The organism is Streptococcus oralis subsp. oralis, assembly GCF_002096495.1.
Classification (GTDB): domain Bacteria; phylum Bacillota; class Bacilli; order Lactobacillales; family Streptococcaceae; genus Streptococcus; species Streptococcus oralis_CU.
The window spans coordinates 120445-140002 of the sequence record NZ_NCUO01000009.1; the positions used below are offsets into that span (position 1 = coordinate 120445).

The window sequence follows — 19558 nt, forward strand, 5'->3', positions numbered from 1 at the left end:
CTACCCTTAAATTTACTATTTATAAATTGCATTCAATAGAAATACCATTGTCAACAAGATGGGTGCTAAAATTAATGTTGCCATACATATCCATACTTGACGCTTATACACCACTTCCATACCACTGTATCTCTCAACAAAGGACTCTTTGGGACAAGCAGGGTTATACCAAACAGTCATCTTTGAGCCCTTTGGAAAAGCATCTTCCAAAACACGTGTAACAGAAACGACAGAATTTCTATAAATTGTTATCTTTTGAGCTAATAACTCCGACCTAGAAGTGGCTTGTACACTCTTCCAAGGAACTGATATGAGAATAACTCTATGGTAGTCCAGATTTCTTTGATAAGTCCGCCCATCAACTTTATATTCAACAATTGGAGGACCTGCTGGTTTTGAATACTTGTATCCTACTACAACTCCCTCAACACATGCAGTAGATAAATTTTTAATTCTTAGTTCTCTTTTGTAAAAATAACGGAAAAAGAAAAGTACAGATGAACAGAGTAATAAAACTCCAAATAGCAACAAAAAATAAAGCTTTAAATCTGACATATAGTTCTCCTACTTCATTTGAATATCTGAAATACTTAGGTTCATTTTTCTTTCATCTACAATCTTTGTAGCAATCGATTTCTGTTCAGTTGTTAAAGGAAGTAAAAAAATTGTTGCAGATTGTGTAGGCAGCTCCCCGCTTTCAGAAATCTTGTATTCAACTAATTCATTTTGGTAGATTTGCTGTCCCGCATAACTCCAACTAATTTTAAATTTAGCATCATGATTAATGTCAGTATCCGTCTTGTTTAATATCATAAATACTGCATACTCCTGCTCATTAAATGTATATGTACTACCAGAATAGTATAGAGTAACTTCTCCTTGATTACCTACCTCAGGATGTTCTTCAATTAATTTCTTTCCAAACTCTATTAATTCCGACGTTTTACCTTCATATTGTGGTGCTACTACAAATTTTAATTTTTTCTCCTCCTTGACAATCGTCTCATTTTTATTAGCCTCTTTATCTTTAATCCCATTAGAGCAACCTCCAAGTATTAACAATAAAATTATAACAAACAGCTTCTTCATTTTTTCACCTTTCTATTCAAAATCCAATTAATTCCTTTTCCTATTTTCATTTCTAACTCCTTAATATTATTCGTATTTAATTATATCATACGAAACTTATAATAGAAAAACTCACCTGAATTAAATTCAGGTGAGTTCAGATAGTTATGGAAAATCTTTGTATTGACTCTCTGCGATTTCAACCATTTTTCTACGATTGTGGCGTTCCTTGGAATCTTTTCCGCCTTGGATATAACGCTCTCTGCGTTCTGCACGTGTTTCGGGTGCTTTCGTATACATATTCTGACCGATGGAATTAGCCATACTATCATCTACGCTTTTAAAAGCCTCACCAACTGCCCCAAGATACTCATCTAAGGAACTAATCGTCTCCACCATTTCCTTAGAGAGTTTCTTAATACCATCTGTCGCAGCTTCTATCTTTTCCGTCGCACTTGAAGAAATGAGGTCCGAAACGTTATGTTCTAACTCGCCACTCATATCTTTAAATGCACCATTCACTCGGCTGAGATTATCCGGATTAATTTTCTTATTACTCACTCTTTATCACTCCCGTCTGGTCTATAATAGTCTATATTTCGAAGGGCAGGATGTTTCTCCAACCAGGCATTCGCCTCTTGGCTGTTATGAATCTGAACATCGGAGGCTTCCCCATCATCATTACGTCCATAAACGGTTAGGAGGTCTTCTCCCTTGGGGGCGAACCAATATAACAAGGTATCAAAGCACTCATCCGGTGTGACCTTATCTGTACGGACATAAAGCGACCAATTCTGATTGATGAGTTTATCTTCGATGTCTGGATAAAGACTGTAGAGGTTGATGTTAGGGTCTGGGACCTGCCCTTCAAACCTAGTTGTGACGATCTCATTCAAAGGACCAATATAACCCTTAGAGTCTATAACCTTATTGAAGTTTGTTATTCTTGCAGTAGCGCTTATATCAGAGTCCCTTCCAAACTTTGTATCTTTTGGAAGATCCACTACTTCTTCCGTCTCCACATTGAGATAGACTGTTCTGATTACCCAATTTTCTTCATCCGTTAAATCTCTAATTTCTAACCCAAAGTAGTGAGTGTCCTCAACGTAATACGAGCCAATCAGTCTTGTAGGAACGCTTTTCTGATTGTAGCTTCGCACTGCCTGAAAAAGGTCAATCTTTCGTTCAGGCAATCCCTCCTCGTCTAAATTATATAGGACTAAATTCCAATACTCTCCCTCTATCTGAAGATGAGGTGTTTCATGTATCTTCCCTTCTTCCTTCACTATAAAAGTCTTGTACTCATCTGTGATCGCATATGTTTTACTGACAAAGAAACTACCTTTATTTCTAGGCGCAAGGACATATTGGTTCTTATCTCCAAATAGTTGAAAATCTGATTTTTCCCTGGCAGTTCGCATTCTATACTCTAGTTCTTTTGGGGGTTGACTGGGCTTCAAAAGAAGAAAGAAACAAGATCCTGTTACGACTAAGAGGCTTAAAACTCCCAGAATGATTAGTATTTTTTTCCTATATTGTTTCATTGACTTCCTCCTGAGTATTTGTTGTTTGTATCTGATGAACAAAGATTATAAACTCTTAACCCATTATACCATATGCGTGACGCCGTGAGAAGATGAAAAAAACTCACCTGAATCATGTTCAGGTGAGTTCATATAGTTATGGAAAATCTTTGTATTGACTCTCTGCGATTTCAACCATTTTCCTACGATTATGACGTTCCTTAGAATCTTTTCCGCCTTGGATATAACGTTCTCTACGCTCCTCTCGTGACTCAGGAGCTTTCGTATACATATTCTGACCGAGGGACTGAGCCATACTCGCATCTGCGCTTCGAAAGGCTTCACCAACCGCCCCAAGATACTCATCTAAGGAACTAATCGTCTCCACCATTTCCTTAGAGAGTTTCTTAATACCATCTGTCGCAGCTTCTATCTTTTCCGTCGCACTTGAAGAAATGAGGTCCGAAACGTTATGTTCTAACTCGCCACTCATATCTTTAAATGCACCATTCACCCGGCTGAGATTATCAGGATTAATTTTCTTATTACTCATTCAATTTCACTCCGTCATTTCTAACAATCTTCTTATATTTTCCGAAGGACAGGATGTTTCTCCAACCAGGCATTCGCCTCTTGGCTGTTACGAATCTGAACATCGGAGGCTTCCCCATCATCATTACGTCCATAAACGGTTAGAAGGTCTTCTCCCTTAGGGGCAAACCAGTGTAACACGGTATCAAACCACTCATCCGGTGTGACCTTATCTGTACGGACATAAAGCGACCAATTCTGATTGATGAGTTTATCTTCGATGTCTGGATAAAGACTGTAGAGGTTGATGTTAGGGTCTGGGACCTGCCCTTCAGACCTAGTTGTGACGATCTCATTCGAAGGATCAATATAACCCTTAGAGTCTAAAATTTTACCATAATTCGTTGCTCTTACAGTACTACTGATAATTGAATCCATCTCAAACTTTGTATCTTTTGGAAGTTCCACCACTTCTTCCGTCTCCACATTGAGATAGACATCTTTGTAAATTCGATTCTCTTCATCCGATAAATCACCAATTCTCAACCTAAAATAGTGAGTACCCTCAACATAATAGGAGTCAATTAGATTAATAGGAATACTTTTCTGATTGTAGCTTCGCACTGCCTGATATAGGTCAATCTTTCGCTCAGGCAAGCCCTCCTTGTCTAAATTATACAAAATCAAGTTCCAATACTCTCCCTCCATCTGGAGATGAGGTAGGGTATGTAGCTTTTTTTCATCCTCTACTATAAAAGTCTTGTACTCATCTGTGATCGCATATGTTTTACTGACAAATAAACTCCCTTTATTGCTAGGCGCAAGGACGTATTGACTCTTATCTCCAAATAGTTGAAAGTCTGATTTTTCCATGGCAGTTCGCATTCTATACTCTGGTTCTTTTGGGGGTTGACTGGGCTTCAAAAGAAGAAAGAAACAAGATCCCGTTATGACTAGAAAAAGAAGAAGGAGGGACCAGACAACTTTCCGATTCCTAAATACCTGTTTGTTCACTATTAGTTACCTCCTATTCCAACTAAGTGATTGAAATAAAGACCCTCCGCCTTACTATAATCATCATAGGTAAAATTATAATCTTTAATATCCTGTGTTACATTTTGGAATTCATTCAATCCTTTTACGAGCTTTTCTCCACCCAGTTGTTCAGGAGAAATGGTACCTTCCCCACTGAAAAGAGATTTCACTTCCTCTGTATAGTCCCCAGATGGTTCAATCGCAGTCAATTTTTCTTCTAGATTTTTTAAATCATTAACTGCTCCTTTTATATCGTCGCCTCTTTTCTCTAAAATCTGACGGAAATAATAACCTCGTAAACCATTCTGCTGGAGGTCTGCCATCCGAAGATTGGCCTCAAAGTCATAACGAGATTGACCAGAAATATGCTTATAGCTATTTCCTTCTTTTATTGCTGTAGCACCTGTATCCATTTCTTGATTTAAAAGATCGTTATCAATTTTTGCCAACTCTGATTGAATCTTTTGAGCTTTCTCAAAATGTTCTAAGAAACCACCAGCAACATGTGAACTAGCTTTTTTTATATTCTTATATTTTTTAAAATCAGTTTCACTCAGTGCCTTTGTACCATTTTTAGCTATAGCATCAAATATGTTTTTCTCCTCTTTGGTTGCTGCTGCTGCTTCTACCATATTCCAAAAGAAACCTGCAGCCGGGTTCATAGATACAATGTTCTTAGTTGTATTATAAGCCGATTCCAGCCATAAACGGTCTTTTTGCTTTCTAAGTTCTTCCATTTTATCTAATTTTTTAAGCTGATCCTGCTCCTTATAACTACTTACACTAATCGTTTCAGAGCCGTCCTTTCGATCTATTCCTAAATCTTGGATTGTAAAGGTATATTCACCATTCTTCTTCGAAGAGGTAAAACTTCCTGCTTTAATATTTCGTTTAGTCGTCGCTGTAAAATCACCAATTTCCCCATTGCCTAGAGAAACTCCTTTAGCCGTAATTGTGGTCTTTCCAAACTTTTCAGTATTCATATACGTTAAAATATTATTTAGACGACCATAGCGAACGGAGCTTTCCTTTAATGATTTTAAGCGTTCCTTTGCTTCCTCTTCTCCTTTTAACCATTCTTGATACTCTTCACTATTGTAGTCTTTTGGCATAGGCTTTCTCAACGATTGCCCCCTAGCATTAAGGCCATCTACAATAGTATCAATACTTGATGATAATTTCGCTGTATAGACTTGAACTTCTTTCACATCTCGATTAGAAAGAACCTCAAAGAATGCCCCTAATCCATCAACTTCATCTTTTTCAGCAGCCTTTTCTAGTCGATTGGCAACTAGCATCGTCGTTGGGAGACTAGCATCATCCACTTTCGCTCTGGCTAATTTTTCAAAAAAGTCTTTTTTTGTCTTATATCTAGATTCAGAAATTAAAACCTTTATGATTTCAACATCATCAGAGGTATAAGCCGCATCAAGATAATTGACATTATCCTGTCTTAAGTCACCTCGTTGGATAGCATCCAAAATATTTAAAGCTGGAATAGAAGTTATGGCCTTTGCATTTTGAGTCATAGCGGTTAAAGTCTCAAAACGATCGGCTGAATTGCTAACAGCTTTCTCTAAAGTTTCATGAGCAGTTTTAATTCCCTCATGTGTTTCCTTTCTGGCCTTCACTTCCTCCGAAATCAAACTGTCAACTGTGGAATCAAAATTAGAAATTGTGGCATCCCCTTCTCCCATTACATCAACGGCTTGCTGAACTACTTTTATGACTTTACTTTTTACTATTGCAGTTACATCACGTTGCTGGACTTCCAAAGATTTCGTTAGACTGGTTATAGACTCATCATCTGTAAAAGCCAAGGAAGAAAAACCCAAACCTTTCAATTCTCCCGTAAAGGTGAAAACTTGCTGACCATAGGTCATTACATCTTTTGGAGCATCTTTAAATACCGTTGTTTGGATCGTATTCAACTTCTCAAAGAATGCATTAATGGCCTCTGCCTTCTCACCTTCAAGGCTAGTATTAAACTCTCGGACTGTATCACTCGCCGCTTCTTCAAAACGTCCGCCAAAACTATGAATACTAGTTCCATAGCTGTCTAAACCAGCTATATTTTTCACTTGTATCGACATCTACCTCTCCTTTCTAGTTGCCATTTAAAGCCATATTTAAGGCGTACCGGGCATTTGATTCTGCCAACCGAGCGCTTTGTAAATCTGATTCTGCTTCCGAAATCTTACTATCCAGCAAAGACAAGATCTCATCCTTTTTTTCAGACAGCATTTTCTCTAATTTGTCCAAATCTTCTCTCTCTTGTTTTGCCTCATCATCATACTTTTCGCCTGCAATATAAGATGACAACGATGAGGATGTCCAGATATCTGTAGATTCATTTTTAACGTTCTTTCGCTCAGCTTCTAATTCTGCTTTTCTACTAGCCGCTTGGCTTGTTACTGACGAAGCGCTATACAAGGCATTGGTCAACGCTATAATAGTTTTAATATCTTTAGCCATAGCTATCTTCCCTTTCTATATCATTAATACTTTCATTCTACTTGCTACCCCATCGGAAACATAGTAGTGTTCTTGTTCTTCTAATTGTAGCTCACGAACAGGTCTATTTGTGACAGTCAGAACTGATTGTTCGCTTAAGCGAAGCCCTATAACAGCCTGCTTGTAAGAGCGAACAGTTTTTGAGACCACATCAATATGTTTAGTAATCAACGGCGAACTCATTACAAGAGAACCATATCCAGCTCGAATTCCTTTATCTAGGACATAAGCCAACGTATCAAGCGCTTCTGAGTTTAATTCTACCACTAATTCGGTTAAATTGTAAACAACCACTGTTGCAACATGGTCTCGCTGTTTGCCTTCTAACCGTTCCTGAATCTTGAACTCCATCATATCTAAGCCTTCTAGATATTCCTCTGGACTTGCAAGAATCGTCACTCCTTCCATTTCAGGTAAGTTATGATACTTCGGTGCCAAGACGATAACTTTCTGTTTCCCTTTGGCAATGTGTTTCACCAAGGCTGTCATCTGCTCTTCTTTATCTGTTAGATAGAGAAGATTGCCTTTAGCCAGGTTCCAAGTAACAGGCTCAACTGTCTCCAAGTCAAGTCCTAATGGCACGAGGCCGTGTTCATAGGCAATCTGCACGCTTGCACGACTATAGAAGTCTTTCTCTGTCAACTCCTCTGGCACCATTGGAATGGCACTTGGGCGCTGGCCTGTCCAGGCTTCTTGGAGGGAAGCGACTTCCTGACGTAGGTTGTTGAGAACTTGGGTGTCATTGGCTCCATAAACTGGGAGTGCCAGCTGGATCACATCCACCTCTTCACGCTTCATAAGGGCACGTCCCTTGATATCTTCCATGGTCATGGCAAGGGGCGTAGAGCCCACGATAGCTCGCACTTCACCTGCCTCATTCTGTGGTAGGCTCAACTGGTGCTTGAAGTTCGAGTAGAGTTGAGCACGAAGGTTGGTCTGGCGACCGGCTGTCACCAAGAGGTGAACCCCTATGCTGAGACCTTCACGGGAGATGCGCACCAAGAGCTTGAAGAGTTCTGCCTCATAGGCCTCTTCCTTGAAGGCTTCATAGCTATCTAAGAGGATGACAATGGCCGGTTCTTCCTGACCACTGGCCTGACGGTAGAGGTCTAAGGTCCCAACACCATAGTCCGCAAGCAGTTTCTTACGGCGGTTGAGTTCTTTCTCCATGATTCGTACAAACTTAGAGATCTTCTCTGTTTGGTCCAGAAGCATGGTATCCGCCACCTGTGGTAGCTTAGACAATGGAGCCAAACCATTGGTACCAAAGTCCATCAAGTACATGGTAAGGGCCTTGGGACTGAATTTGAGAGCTAAGTCCACGGCTGCGGTTTGAAGGAAGGTCGTCTTCCCTGTACCCGGACTTCCGTAGAGGAGGATATGACCATCCTTGGAGAGATTGATAGAGACGGCTTCCTGCTTCTGGGCCTGCGGGATATCTGCCATTCCAAGTAGAACTGAGAGTGGTTTCTCTTGTGCCCAGGCTACTGTCGGTTGCACTTCTTCCAGCTCGTCTAACGCGATGCGCTCTTTGAGCGGTGGCAACCATGGCTGTGGTACTGGAGGAATCTCTTGTTCTTCACACAAGAGCTGGATATGGTGCACTATCGCATCCAACTCTGTCGGAACTTCCTTGATCTCATCCACATCTTCTAAGCCTGATAGGTCTTCATTCAAGATCTCATATTGGCCCAATTCATTGATCAAGTAGATGGTGTGGTCCTCGATCCCCATATCGTCCTTGTCCGGCTGGTAATCTGCCCCTGACCAGGCTGACTGGAAGAGTTCATAGACTTCGTTATTCCCGACCTGTAGATAGGCACGTCCTGTCTGAGTGATCTCGGCTGCGTCCGGCGTATGAAGCATTTCATTGGAGTCCGAACGGTCCGCCACCTTAAGGGCGATCTTGAAGCGTGAGTTAGACCAGATCTGGTCATCCACCACACCAGATGGTTTCTGAGTAGCTAGGATCAAGTGGACCCCGAGGGAACGCCCAACCCGAGCGATGGATACCAGCTCCTTGATAAAGTCTGGCTGGTTAACCTTGAGCTCTGCAAACTCATCTGAGATGAGGAAGAGGTGAGGGAGCGGTTCTGTCGCTTCTCCGTTTTTAAATTTCTTCTGGTATTGATTGATATGGTTGACTTCGAACTCTCCAAAAAGTCGTTCACGACGATGGATCTCCGCATTGATCGAAGCCAAGGCCCGCATGGATTGGGCTCCATCCAAGTTGGTAATCGTCCCCAAGAGATGGGGAAGGTTTTTAAAGAGATTGGCCATCCCACCACCCTTGTAGTCAATCAGCAAGAAAGCCACATCATGTGGGTGGAAGTTAACAGCGAGGGATAGGATATAGGATTGGATGGTTTCTGACTTCCCTGATCCAGTCGTCCCTGCGATCAAACCATGAGGTCCATGGGCTTTTTCATGCAGATTGAGCTGAACCAGGTCATCCTGACCACGCAGACCAATCGGCACAGCCAAACTCTTGTAAGGTGCGTTCTTTTTCCAACGGCTCGATACCTGCAAATCCTCAAAGGTCTCCGCCCCATACATTTCCATAAAGGTCACAGAATCTGGGATCGAACTCTTCAGGTTTTGGAGGTGATTGAGCGGAGCCAAGGTACGGGCGATCCGCTCCTTATCATAATCTGCTGGGAAATGATCCAAACGGAAGTCCGTCTCTTTCAAGACTCCTTCTTCCATAACCAGTTGGCCTGTATTGCGGTCCTTGATATTGATCACTGTTTGGATGTTCTCAGACAAGGAACTCATGACATCCTCTACAAAGATGAGGGAGCAGCCTAATTCCGTTGGATCTTCGGTAAAGAACTCCATGATGATATGATCCAAAATCAGCTTCTCATCGGTCACTAAAACCACGTAATGAGGATGGAAGAGGGTGCTCTCCTTGTGGGATGCTTCTTCCTTTTGACTACGGCGTAGTTTCAAGATTTGGTTCAAACTATTCAGAACTTGGTCCCGTGTTCGTTGATTGTAGACAAAACCTCGGACATTGAGTTCTTGCAGTTTAGCATGAGGAAGCCAACGCATCCAAGACCATTGCTCTTTTTCCTCTTCAGGCAGGATCGTAATAAACTGCACATCATGATAAGAATGGAAAGTCGCTAGCTGCATCACCAAAAGTTGCAGTTGTTCTAGAACGAGATTTCTAGGTCCAATATAACCCACCGGTCCATGGCTGAGGTTTGCCGGGATTGGCATATCTGGGATTTTTTTGTGACGACTATAGAGAGCGTAACCCTCTTCTTCTAGAGCATCCTTCTTACCGCTACGCTCCTGTTGACCGTATTTCAAGTCATAGCTAGTCGGCATTTTCCCGAGTCCCAAACGATAGTATAAAAAGTCAAAATGCAAGGGAGTCTTTTCGTAAATTCGGTGATTGTAACTCTCAACCAAGTCCGTCAACTCTAAAACCGTTGGAAAATGATAGTGCATCCCTTCTTTTTGTTCTCGTTCCAGGCGAGTCAATTCCTTGACCTTATCTTTCAGGTAAAGGCGATAGAGATCGACCCGTTCCTTCTTATCAGCCTTGTACTTTTTACGATTTTTGATAAAACCACGGATAGAAAAAATCATTGTGGTTATGGACATCCCTACTGTCGCAAGAATATAGATCCCTCTAGGTTGAATCAAGGTGATCAAGACAGTTACCCCGACCATCATCAAAGGAGGAACGATCAGCTTTAACAGTTCATCACTCGGCTTAACCGGCTCCTGTCCTGGGGGATTGATCAAGATTTTATCCTCGCTACCACGATAGATGATCCGTGGAGAACGATGATAATCTGGATAATCTTCATAAAAACCATATCGAGATGGTTCTCTCAGAGTCAGTTGTGACCCAACTTGGGCAGGACCCTGAACCCATACTTCATCTGGATAGAACTTGATCGTCACCGCCCCTAGACTCAACTCATCTCCAAAACCAATCAATTGCTGGTCCATTTGTTCCAGATGATTGTTTCGATAAAATGCGCCTTTTAGTCGAGTTAGCTTCCATTGATTTTGGGATTTTTGGAGTAAGAGTTCAACATCTCCATCTAGTGTGATCAACGCACCTCTTTGAGAGCCAATCTGAAACTCTGATAAATCCAAAAGGTCATAAACCCTTGGCTCCCCTTCTCGGAGATAAAAGACGACCTCACCCAAACGCAGACCATCTTTCAAGAGTCCCGCTTCATCATCGTACTGATAAAAGACCTCGTCACCATCGACCTTGAGCTGAATCGGTCTTTCCTGTTGAGAAAGGTAGACTTGGGCCTTTTCAGTCGCCCCGATCAAGACCGTCTTATCTGCACTCAGTTCTACTTCATAACGCAGACCTTGGCTGTAGAAAATGATTTGTTTTTTCATAATTTCTCTCCTTGGTCTACTTAATTGCTAGAGGAACTACTTGGAACAGGTTTCTTCTCAGATGACGGTTTGCTTTCAGAAGCTTTGTCTTGCGGATTAGGAGTTGTAGAAGCATTGGAGCTTGATTCACTCGTTAGTAGCTCACTTCGACTATCCCAGTATTTCTTATACTCGCTTTCCAAAGTATTCAACTTACTTTCACGGTCTTTCCCTGACAAGTTGCCATCTTCTCGAACCTGCTTGATTTCCTGAGTCAAAGCATAGAGAATCAAGTCACTGTCGTTAATCCGTTTCGCAATATCAAGAGCCTCTTCAAAACGATTGCGCCCAACCTGGATCCAGTAAGTCAAATAAAGCTCATCTGACTTGAGTGTTACGTTGTTCAAGATGACTTTCTTTTGTTCAGAAGAAAATTCCAACCCCTGAATATAAGAGTAAGCCAACTCATACTTTTGCGTATTCGGCAAGCTAGCTGGATCAATTCTCTCTAATTCTGTAATAACACCACTATAATCAACTTTTATAAAGGCAGTATCTGCCTGCAACATCTTTTCTTTGAAAGGATTTTGCACAAAAATCAGATAGATAAGTGGAACGATCAACAAGACAACGCTGGCTGTTAACCAAATCGTTGCCAGTTTAAAGACACGATGGCGTCTACTTGGAACCAAGACCAAGTCTGCTCGTTCTTTCGCAGCCTTCTCCGTGTAGTACTTCTCCAAAACAGCTACTGCAGCCTCTATATCATCTGCCTGACATAGATCATTTAAGAAGTCTGGCAAGGTCTCTAATTCCAAGGAACCATTATAAAGATCCATGAAATCCAAATCGCTAAATAGTGTTACTGTAAAACATTTAGCCTGGCGTAAAAAATCTTCTGAGGATATTGATTGAGGAACCATCAGACCAGGAATTCCACGATAAGCAATCTTAGCCTGAGCATCCTTGGTAATAAAGAGATTTACTGGGTGCAAAAGGAAAGTCACAGGTAACTCCAAGGCGCCCTCTAGACGAAAAACGTTTAGGGCCAAACGGATTCTTTCCGAAATGGTACGTTCCTTTATTTCCTCATAAGTCAGTCCATGAGCTTCGACTTGATAGGAGAAGGTGACGCTATCCTCATCAGACACCATCGATTGCTCCAAAAAGAATGGATGATGCAAATCCAATAGTAAGAGTTCCCGTAAATCTTGACTCGCAACATCTGAACGTTTGAGTTTTAATTCCCAGTTTGTTTCATTTTTTTCATAGACAAACGACTGTCCACCAAATTCAAATTTTTCTTCAGCCACCTATATCTCCTCAATTTCTACTAAATCTCCTGTCGTCATAGGATAATCAGACAGATGTTTCCCTTCATCAATCAACAAACCTTTATTGACAATTCTTAATTGATATTTTTTTCGCTTGATACCTGGATTAAAAATCGTATCCACTTCTCGCACCAGCCGGCGCACTTCAATTCGCCGTGGAATGCGAATATCCACATCTCTTTCTCTCAAACGTAGGGTAATATTGATATGTTGCTCCACCTTTTTTCACGCCTCCTATGTTTGGTTTATCCTTTTCTAAGTTATTTAGACAGACTAGTTGTAAAATTAGTCCATCTCTTCTACCATCACACGATAACTCATTACTGCCGTTGCTCCAAAAAGCAAGAAAATCAACACCACATAGAATATCTCTGGAAGAAATTCATTCAGACCACCTTTTTCTACATGGCCTATATTTGTTTGAAATTTAATTGTTTTTTGAGCATTGGGCTGAAACAACTGTTCTTCAGAAGATTTTTTCACTGGTCTCTGTATAGCAGAAAACAGTTGGCCCCTTTCTGTGATCAACTGTTCCTCTTGATGCTGTTGCATGTCCTGCAACCTCTTTTGAGTCGCTTCATTAAAAAGCTCCTTGATTTGTTCAGACTGTAGACCAAATTTCAATCCCTCTTTCTTTTCAAGTCGGGAATCATCAATCTGCAGACTGTTATCCTTCAAATCATCTGCAGCAGCCCCAGAGACTGCTGCACATGTTACTAAGGTAAGAAGGAAAAGAATGATTTTCTTCATATTTCTAATTTCTATTCTTTCTCAGCTTGGCTTGCTTGAAACCACAAACTACTTTCCCTGATAAAAACATTTATAACAAGTAAAACAGCTATGACAACAATCGTTGCAACAAAAGCGATAATTGCTGCTGGATGTCCATCAAAGTATCCTGAGAGCAAACCTTCTAATATCGATAACGCATTGAGGTTTTTGATAAAGGCTGGGAAACCAGTTAAACTTGCTGTTGTCCCAATAGCATTTGATAGGTAGACAAAGCTAATCATCATAAAGAAGGAGAGTCCCATACCAATCACTCGGAAATGTTTAAGCAATAGATATTGTCCTTGAATCAGTACAAATGCGGCTAAAACAATTAATAGAACCCAAGATGGTTGATACTCACGACCAACCTGTAGCTGAACACTTGATACAACACCAACTACCAATCCGACAACGAGACTTAAAGCAGATAGGATGGTTACCGTCATCAAGTCTGTATCATGTAACTTATCAAGTTTGAACTTATCTTTGACTTTGCGAATAACGTTTTGAGTTGCAAACAGATAGGCTGTAAAGAGGCTAACAATCTCCAATAGTAAAATCCATGTAAATGGACGGTAAACATTGACAGTAGCTTTTACTGAAGTAGCATTTTGGGTAACAGGATTGGATAAGAAGTTCAACAATACTTCGTTTGGTACCCCATTTTGATAGGCATTATTCAGAACCTTCACAAAGGATTCTACAAAGTTTCCATTATTAGTCAATTCTTCGTTAAACTGCGTCATCAAGGAGTCAGCATCTTGTGACAACTTTTCAGTACTTGTTTGAGCGTTTGACAATTCACGATTGAAATTACCTAAAGTCTCATTCACAGACTCTGCAGCTTTGACATTACTTTGAGAAGATTCCTTCACACCCGTAGTTTCTGACAAGAGAGCTGCATAATCCGAATTTAGGGTGGCCAATTGTTTATCAGTCTCTTCAAAAGCAGAATTGCTCCCCCCTTGCTTCTCAACCAAATCCTTTAGCTTCCCTTCCAACTGCTCGTACAACTCTAACTGTTTCTTGATTTTTGTATCCAATTCTTGGTTGGTAGCCAAAACATCCTTCACATTTTTTTCTAGAACAGGCTTGAGAGTAGTCAGTTCTGACAAGGCTTTATCTACTTTCTCTTTAGCACCCTCTTTATCTGTATCGCTAGCAGGTGCAGTCAGGCTGTCTTCATACTTCTTCAGATTTGAATCAATCGCTTCAAACCAAATATCTGACAATGCTTTAGACACATTACTATTTTTTAACTCTTTGACAGTATTATATGCTTGTGTGAGTGCTTGTACCTTTTGGTAGTCAGAAGCTATTTTCTGAACCTTTTGTCCATAAGACACTGCTGCTTGCTGAACACGTAACACATCTACTGGAGCACTAGCTGCTTGGACATCATTCAAGGAAATATCAACAGTCTTTGGCTCCGCTTTTGGAGTTGGACTTGGAGCCCCAGTTGAACTTGTAGTTGGAGTCGGAGCTGCCTCTGCAACACTATAGGCTACTTTGAAAGTTCCACCCGTCTTCAAATCAATTTCTTGACCAAACTCAACTGGTGTGCCATCATAAGTGACCGAATGAACCGTCACTCCTGTTCCAGCCTTCCATGATACCTTAGCCTTTGTTCCTGTTCGTCCAACAGCACTCGTACTCGAGATTGCCAGATCTTCCAAATTCTTCAAATCAGTCGAATTGATTTCGTCACTAGGCTCTTTGATTGTTTTTAATTCAGTATAGTTTACAGAAGGAATTGTGATTGGTGTCATACCAAAACCACTAAATTCTTTTCCACTAAAGTCTTCTTTGGGTAGTTCTGAGATTGCAGAAGCCAGCTGCGTTTTTAGAGATTCCTCAACCTTCTCTAGGTCCTTATTTGCAGCTTTATCCAAAAATTGACCGAGAGTGATATTATTCTTCTCACTTGTCTCATAATAAGCAGCTAATTTTTCATCGACAAAGTTACGAATATCCTTTTTATGATTCTCAAACTTGGTTCTTTCATCTGTTAGATTGGTCTCTAAAGTAGCAATCTCTTTGCTGATATTATCTGCTACTTTTTTATAGTGAGCCTCAACTTCTGGTGACGTTCCATCAGTGGATGCTGGTGTTCCATCTATATTAGAAGTCAGAATACGTTGAGCTTTAATTAATTCCTTATAAGTTTCAATTTGTCCCTTAACGTCTTCCCGACTCTGAGAAATGAGCCCAGTGATAACATCCGCATGATTTTTCTTCTCAGTGACCCTATCCTGAAGCAGAGTGTCAAGCTTTTTACCATAGGCAATCTGTGAAACGTCATAACGACCAAAAATCTGAGAATAACTATCCAAACCTGTCTTTAAAGCACTGTTGGCGTCAACAGAGGAACTAGACATACTATAGAGAGTTGGGAAAAGATTTTTAGAGTTGATAGCTGTATTATATAAATTCGTACGATAGTTTCCGATATTGGTCGCTTGTATCTGTGAGCTAGCTTGGACATTCTTTTGTGCTGTATAAAGGTTGTTCAAAATACTAGCCATATACATATCGACTAACTGACCATTCAAATCAGCAACAATATCTTTCGCTAGTTTATTTGCATCATTTTCTACTTGCAAATTTCCTTGCGCATTCACCTTATAATTGATGGTTGTCTTGTCAACATTGATGCTGTTAATATCGAGTATTTTTTCAGAAAAGTCACTAGGAATTGTTAAAACGAGTTGGTATTTCCCACTTTCTAACCCAGAATCAGCTGCTCCACGAGGGACAACAGACCAGTTTTGTGAATTATCACGCTCGATATTTTTTACATAACTAGCACCTAGATTGTATTCTTTTGTATCTACGTAGACAGGCTTATCTTCATTTACGATAGCTACATTTAATTTTGTCTGCTGATTAGCCTTTGCATTATTTTCATTGCTAATCGTTGTATTTTTTTGAACAGATAGATTCAAAAAAATAATCAATGCAAGCAATCCTAATGCCAGCAGACTACTTCCTATATATTTAAAAATTCTATTCTTCTTCATATTACTTTAAATCTTCTCCGTCATAAAAAATAGGAAGGCTCTCGCCCTCCTAAAGCCACTTATATAACAAATTAAATTTGTGATGCAAGATCTTGGTCGTTTTGTTCAACAATTTCAGCAACCTTGTTCAATTGAGCATTGATTTCATCAAGCAAAGTTGCAAACTCCTCAATTTTTGGAGACAATTCTGTGAATTGGCGATCAAAGCTCTCAAAAGCAGCACCTTTCCAGTTGTCTCGGATAGTATTTTGCTCTTGAGTTAATGTACGAAGTACTTGTCTTACTTCCTCAGAACCTTGAGTGTACTTTTGAGCAGAGGTGCGCAATTCTTCTGTTGTTAATTGAATTAAAGCCATGTGAAACTCCTTTATATTAATTTATGCCCTCATTATATCAATAATTTGCCTCAATTGCAAGTTTAAAATTCATTTTTTATTCTATTTATAAAAAATAAGAGCTGTTTCCATCTAAAAACTAGTAAGAAGGATTAAATTATCTACTTTTCTTGTATAATTACTTCTTTTTTTTATTTATAATAACAAAGTATAACAAACTCATATCATCCTTCTTTTATAAGGTATATTTGTTAAACGTTCTTTTCTTCTAACTTTCTATGAAAGTTTTTATTCTCTTGATGGCGAGCTTCCAACACATTCTCTATGCGACTCTTGTAAAGTTGATGATAGTTATCTAAATTGTTCTCTATCTCAAAGATATATGGTTGAATTTCAGCAAAACTACTGTCTCTGCATGCATAGGAAAGCGCCTCTAGGAGATTATCCGTCTCCCTACTAAACTTGTGGAAATCATCATCCAAATCCATCTCCAAACGCTCTAAGTTTCGTAATTTACGATTATGCTCATCCTCTAGTTTCTGAAGTTGCTTTTTATCCATCACAAGTTTTCTCCTAGTTCTTGATCGGACTTTGTAAAGCAGGGGTTTGCATGGTCTGGGTCAAGTAAGTTTCGGCAGCATCAGCGGCCTTGCCCTCAAATCCACCCTTAATATTGTTTACATAAGTCTTAGAAGCGTACTCTTGCATATCTGAAGCTGCTTCTTGCAACTTTTTAGCTAACTCCACTCCTTTAGCAAGGATTGACAGTTCTTTTGCAGTTACTAAGGCCCTGACTGCTTGGCGTTCTTGTTCCTTCATTCTTTCTTTGAAGCCTCTGTCGAGTTGCTCTCTTGTAATTAAAGTATCCTCATCCGTTAAGACTAACATTTTTTTCCCTCCATGTTTGTTTTACATCCGCCAATAGATTGTTAAAATCTTCAGCACTATTTGTATCTATGGTTTCAAAGGAACCACTAGCTTTAACCAAGCTCTCCCCTAGTTGCTCGATTTGTGTCAGGAAGGATGTTGCTGCTGTCTTCGTGTCACTTGCAACGCCTTCATCCCAAAAGCTTGTTGTGTCAAAACCAGAAAGTAGATTTGTAACTTCTGAACTTGACAAATATCCAACCATGTCAAAGGCTGTCTGTCTTGTTTCTTTTATCATGTTTTGAATATCTTCCTTAGCATCTGAAAGTAAGGTTTTCACAGATTTAACTTTGTCTTCCATGTCAAAATTTGCCAACTGGGCTGCTGTCTGAAGCAACTGAGCTCGAACCAAAATCCTCTTTTCTCCTGTAAGATTGCCATTTCTCAGTTGTTCCTGATAACGAGGAATAGCTTCTCTATCCCATTTTATCGATTCTTTACGAGCTTCTTCGACGATCTTGCTATATTCAGTTGTAAAATTCTCGTAAACTGAATAACCAATAGCTGCCTTTATTTTAAACTCACCTCTCATAATGGAATTTAAAACATTTGAGGCTACATTTTCATCGACTCCTAAAGCCCGGAGGGAATCCAAGGTTGTCGCTATCAGTCGAGCCAGCTTTTCACCTGCCCTGAGCAATTCTGGGTGAAAATCCTCTGAAGCAGTCAATAAATTTCCCTTCCCATCCGATTGGAAAACACCAAAGTCATGGGAACTTTCCAGATCAGTAATCTGGGTATAATGCAAGGGGACGAGGACATTGACTTTACCGACGGGTTTCTTAAGAGGTTCATCGGAGTCCCCCGGTAATTTGGTGATGGTATGCTCACGATTGAGCATCCCCACGACATCAAATGGATTGACATAGTACTCGATTTTTTCGCTGATCTTTTTGATTTTCTCATCACTGAGTCCCATTTTCTTTAAACTCTTTGTCGTGTCCGGGCCGTCAAAGAGGACCACTTTGCCGATTTTCTCCAGTTCTTCATCACTGAGGCCAGCTACCCCTTGCGCAGAGACAATGGTTCCTAAGGAGTGACCTGTGATGTCCATCGTAGCTTGCGGAGCTTTTTCAGTCATCTCTGCAATCTTCGTTTTCATTCCTACTGTCGCTAACTTGGCTTGCGGCGTATGGATATGATTGAGAGCGAACTTAGCATCGTTGTCAACCCAGTCGTTCCAATTTTCTTTACTGATGGCATCACTTCCGCGGATAGCCATATAGGTTTTCTTGGTATCATTAGTCAAGGTTGGCGTATCCGTTAAGTAGTAGGCACTGAAACCAGCTTCATCATCAGTTAACAATCCTTTTTGATAACGTTTGTGATGAACATCCTGCCTCATCCCATTCGCATCAGGAACTGGTATCGATGTGACTTTATAAGTATCTCGCAACTCAGGATCTGGTTGCAAGTAGACTCTACCATTATGAGGAAGGTTCTTACCTCCGGGTGTGATTTCACCGTCAAAAACTATATCTTCAGAAAAGTTAAAATCTTGAAAAGTTTTTGAATTATTTAAAGGCGGAAAATTATTAGGGCGATTAGCATATGCCGACTGCGCCAAATCTGCATAAAAATTATCAAAATTTTTTAAATTGCTATTACTCATATATAAACCATCCACCATCTCGTAAAATTCTTATGGGTTGCATTTCAGAAATCCTCTCAAGGTTAGGCAAGGAGTACCTGTTATTATCCAAAGGAAATCCAAGAGTAAAACTGCTTTCCTTTATATTGTTTATACGCCCTTTAAATGTTAGCATATAACCGCCTCCTTGAGGAGTTCCATTTCCTATCTGACCAACTTCCATACTATCCCAATCAAACTGGACACTTTCGACTTTAGGATTTCTAGACTTTATGAAGTTCGCCATCTCCTCTTCATGCTCCTTCAGATATGCCAACTGCTTGGCTCGCGGACTAAGAAATACTCCTCCAAATAGATTTGTTTCCTGTGCCATCCATGCGCCTCCTCCAAATACTACAAGGGCTAAAACTAGCCAAAGCAAGGTACGTTTTTTCATCTCTCTCCTCCTATATAGCGGAATCTAAGTATATTATATCATGAATGTAAAAAAAAAATACTTTTAGCAAGCATTCTAAGTCAATAGGGAATGAGTACTGTTAAATTTGAGTAAAAA

18 protein-coding genes are annotated in these 19558 nt (G+C 40.2%); all 18 read right to left on the reverse strand.

The window, feature by feature from the left end; all coding sequences use genetic code 11:
- Nucleotides 1–15: 15 nt before the first annotated feature.
- The 18 genes from B7717_RS01585 to B7717_RS01670 all read right to left on the reverse strand — a co-directional run bounded on the left by B7717_RS01585 (nucleotide 16) and on the right by B7717_RS01670 (nucleotide 19441).
- Entirely contained in the window at nucleotides 16–555 is a 540-nt protein-coding gene (locus B7717_RS01585) for a DUF3592 domain-containing protein (RefSeq protein ID WP_084944057.1), read from the reverse strand.
- Nucleotides 556–564: 9 nt separating this feature from the next.
- Nucleotides 565–1089: a hypothetical protein gene (locus B7717_RS01590; RefSeq protein WP_084944058.1), complete on the reverse strand. Its 525-nt coding sequence runs from the start codon at nucleotides 1087–1089 to the stop codon at nucleotides 565–567.
- 144 nt (nucleotides 1090–1233) lie between these two features.
- Nucleotides 1234–1629 (reverse strand): hypothetical protein, encoded by a 396-nt coding sequence (locus tag B7717_RS01595; protein ID WP_084944059.1) that lies wholly within the window; start codon nucleotides 1627–1629, stop codon nucleotides 1234–1236.
- Nucleotides 1626–2612 (reverse strand): hypothetical protein, encoded by a 987-nt coding sequence (locus B7717_RS01600; protein WP_084944060.1) that lies wholly within the window; start codon nucleotides 2610–2612, stop codon nucleotides 1626–1628. The genes B7717_RS01595 and B7717_RS01600 overlap by 4 nt, the downstream gene beginning before the upstream one ends.
- Nucleotides 2613–2748: 136 nt before the next feature.
- Nucleotides 2749–3144, reverse strand: a complete 396-nt coding sequence (locus B7717_RS01605; RefSeq protein WP_084943947.1) for a hypothetical protein — start codon at nucleotides 3142–3144, stop codon at nucleotides 2749–2751.
- Between the two features lie 32 nt (nucleotides 3145–3176).
- Nucleotides 3177–4007: a hypothetical protein gene (locus tag B7717_RS01610; RefSeq protein ID WP_241502065.1), complete on the reverse strand. Its 831-nt coding sequence runs from the start codon at nucleotides 4005–4007 to the stop codon at nucleotides 3177–3179.
- A 131-nt stretch (nucleotides 4008–4138) separates the two neighbouring features.
- Nucleotides 4139–6250 (reverse strand): hypothetical protein, encoded by a 2112-nt coding sequence (locus tag B7717_RS01615; protein WP_084944062.1) that lies wholly within the window; start codon nucleotides 6248–6250, stop codon nucleotides 4139–4141.
- A 13-nt stretch (nucleotides 6251–6263) separates the two neighbouring features.
- A complete protein-coding gene (locus B7717_RS01620) occupies nucleotides 6264–6632 on the reverse strand; it encodes a hypothetical protein (RefSeq protein WP_001030004.1) in 369 nt (122 codons plus the stop codon).
- 15 nt (nucleotides 6633–6647) lie between these two features.
- Nucleotides 6648–11048: a type VII secretion protein EssC gene (gene essC, locus B7717_RS01625; protein ID WP_084944063.1), complete on the reverse strand. Its 4401-nt coding sequence runs from the start codon at nucleotides 11046–11048 to the stop codon at nucleotides 6648–6650.
- Nucleotides 11049–11068: 20 nt separating this feature from the next.
- The gene (gene essB / locus B7717_RS01630) at nucleotides 11069–12340 is read right to left on the reverse strand and encodes a type VII secretion protein EssB (protein ID WP_000796947.1); all 1272 of its coding nucleotides are present in this window, start codon (nucleotides 12338–12340) and stop codon (nucleotides 11069–11071) included.
- Entirely contained in the window at nucleotides 12341–12580 is a 240-nt protein-coding gene (locus B7717_RS01635; protein WP_000434883.1) for an EsaB/YukD family protein, read from the reverse strand.
- 66 nt (nucleotides 12581–12646) lie between these two features.
- On the reverse strand, nucleotides 12647–13111 hold the full coding sequence (gene essA / locus B7717_RS01640) for a type VII secretion protein EssA (protein ID WP_084944064.1): 465 nt from the start codon (nucleotides 13109–13111) through the stop codon (nucleotides 12647–12649).
- A gap of 11 nt (nucleotides 13112–13122) precedes the next feature.
- Complete coding sequence (gene esaA / locus B7717_RS01645; RefSeq protein ID WP_084944065.1) at nucleotides 13123–16152, reverse strand: type VII secretion protein EsaA; 3030 nt, start codon at nucleotides 16150–16152, stop codon at nucleotides 13123–13125.
- Between the two features lie 71 nt (nucleotides 16153–16223).
- Nucleotides 16224–16508 carry a WXG100 family type VII secretion target gene (locus tag B7717_RS01650; protein WP_001173991.1) on the reverse strand — a complete coding sequence of 95 codons (285 nt, stop codon included), beginning with the start codon at nucleotides 16506–16508 and terminating at the stop codon, nucleotides 16224–16226.
- 230 nt (nucleotides 16509–16738) lie between these two features.
- Complete coding sequence (locus tag B7717_RS01655) at nucleotides 16739–17047, reverse strand: hypothetical protein (RefSeq protein WP_080702800.1); 309 nt, start codon at nucleotides 17045–17047, stop codon at nucleotides 16739–16741.
- A 13-nt stretch (nucleotides 17048–17060) separates the two neighbouring features.
- Nucleotides 17061–17375: a hypothetical protein gene (locus B7717_RS01660; RefSeq protein ID WP_042903175.1), complete on the reverse strand. Its 315-nt coding sequence runs from the start codon at nucleotides 17373–17375 to the stop codon at nucleotides 17061–17063.
- Complete coding sequence (locus B7717_RS01665) at nucleotides 17356–19026, reverse strand: cutinase family protein (protein WP_084944096.1); 1671 nt, start codon at nucleotides 19024–19026, stop codon at nucleotides 17356–17358. Before B7717_RS01665 ends, B7717_RS01660 begins: the two co-directional genes overlap by 20 nt.
- On the reverse strand, nucleotides 19019–19441 hold the full coding sequence (locus B7717_RS01670; protein WP_042903174.1) for a hypothetical protein: 423 nt from the start codon (nucleotides 19439–19441) through the stop codon (nucleotides 19019–19021). Before B7717_RS01670 ends, B7717_RS01665 begins: the two co-directional genes overlap by 8 nt.
- Nucleotides 19442–19558: the final 117 nt, after the last annotated feature.

Bases quoted from the DNA above. Each gene is read 5' to 3' on its own strand.
- B7717_RS01585 (WP_084944057.1), bottom strand. From the start codon at position 555: ATGTCAGATTTAAAGCTTTATTTTTTGTTGCTATTTGGAGTTTTATTA.
- B7717_RS01590 (WP_084944058.1), bottom strand. From the start codon at position 1,089: ATGAAGAAGCTGTTTGTTATAATTTTATTGTTAATACTTGGAGGTTGC.
- B7717_RS01600 (WP_084944060.1), bottom strand. From the start codon at position 2,612: ATGAAACAATATAGGAAAAAAATACTAATCATTCTGGGAGTTTTAAGC.
- B7717_RS01605 (WP_084943947.1), bottom strand. From the start codon at position 3,144: ATGAGTAATAAGAAAATTAATCCTGATAATCTCAGCCGGGTGAATGGT.
- B7717_RS01610 (WP_241502065.1), bottom strand. From the start codon at position 4,007: ATGCGAACTGCCATGGAAAAATCAGACTTTCAACTATTTGGAGATAAG.
- B7717_RS01615 (WP_084944062.1), bottom strand. From the start codon at position 6,250: ATGTCGATACAAGTGAAAAATATAGCTGGTTTAGACAGCTATGGAACT.
- B7717_RS01620 (WP_001030004.1), bottom strand. From the start codon at position 6,632: ATGGCTAAAGATATTAAAACTATTATAGCGTTGACCAATGCCTTGTAT.
- essC (WP_084944063.1), bottom strand. From the start codon at position 11,048: ATGAAAAAACAAATCATTTTCTACAGCCAAGGTCTGCGTTATGAAGTA.
- essA (WP_084944064.1), bottom strand. From the start codon at position 13,111: ATGAAGAAAATCATTCTTTTCCTTCTTACCTTAGTAACATGTGCAGCA.
- esaA (WP_084944065.1), bottom strand. From the start codon at position 16,152: ATGAAGAAGAATAGAATTTTTAAATATATAGGAAGTAGTCTGCTGGCA.
- B7717_RS01650 (WP_001173991.1), bottom strand. From the start codon at position 16,508: ATGGCTTTAATTCAATTAACAACAGAAGAATTGCGCACCTCTGCTCAA.
- B7717_RS01655 (WP_080702800.1), bottom strand. From the start codon at position 17,047: ATGGATAAAAAGCAACTTCAGAAACTAGAGGATGAGCATAATCGTAAA.
- B7717_RS01660 (WP_042903175.1), bottom strand. From the start codon at position 17,375: ATGTTAGTCTTAACGGATGAGGATACTTTAATTACAAGAGAGCAACTC.
- B7717_RS01665 (WP_084944096.1), bottom strand. From the start codon at position 19,026: ATGAGTAATAGCAATTTAAAAAATTTTGATAATTTTTATGCAGATTTG.
- B7717_RS01670 (WP_042903174.1), bottom strand. From the start codon at position 19,441: ATGAAAAAACGTACCTTGCTTTGGCTAGTTTTAGCCCTTGTAGTATTT.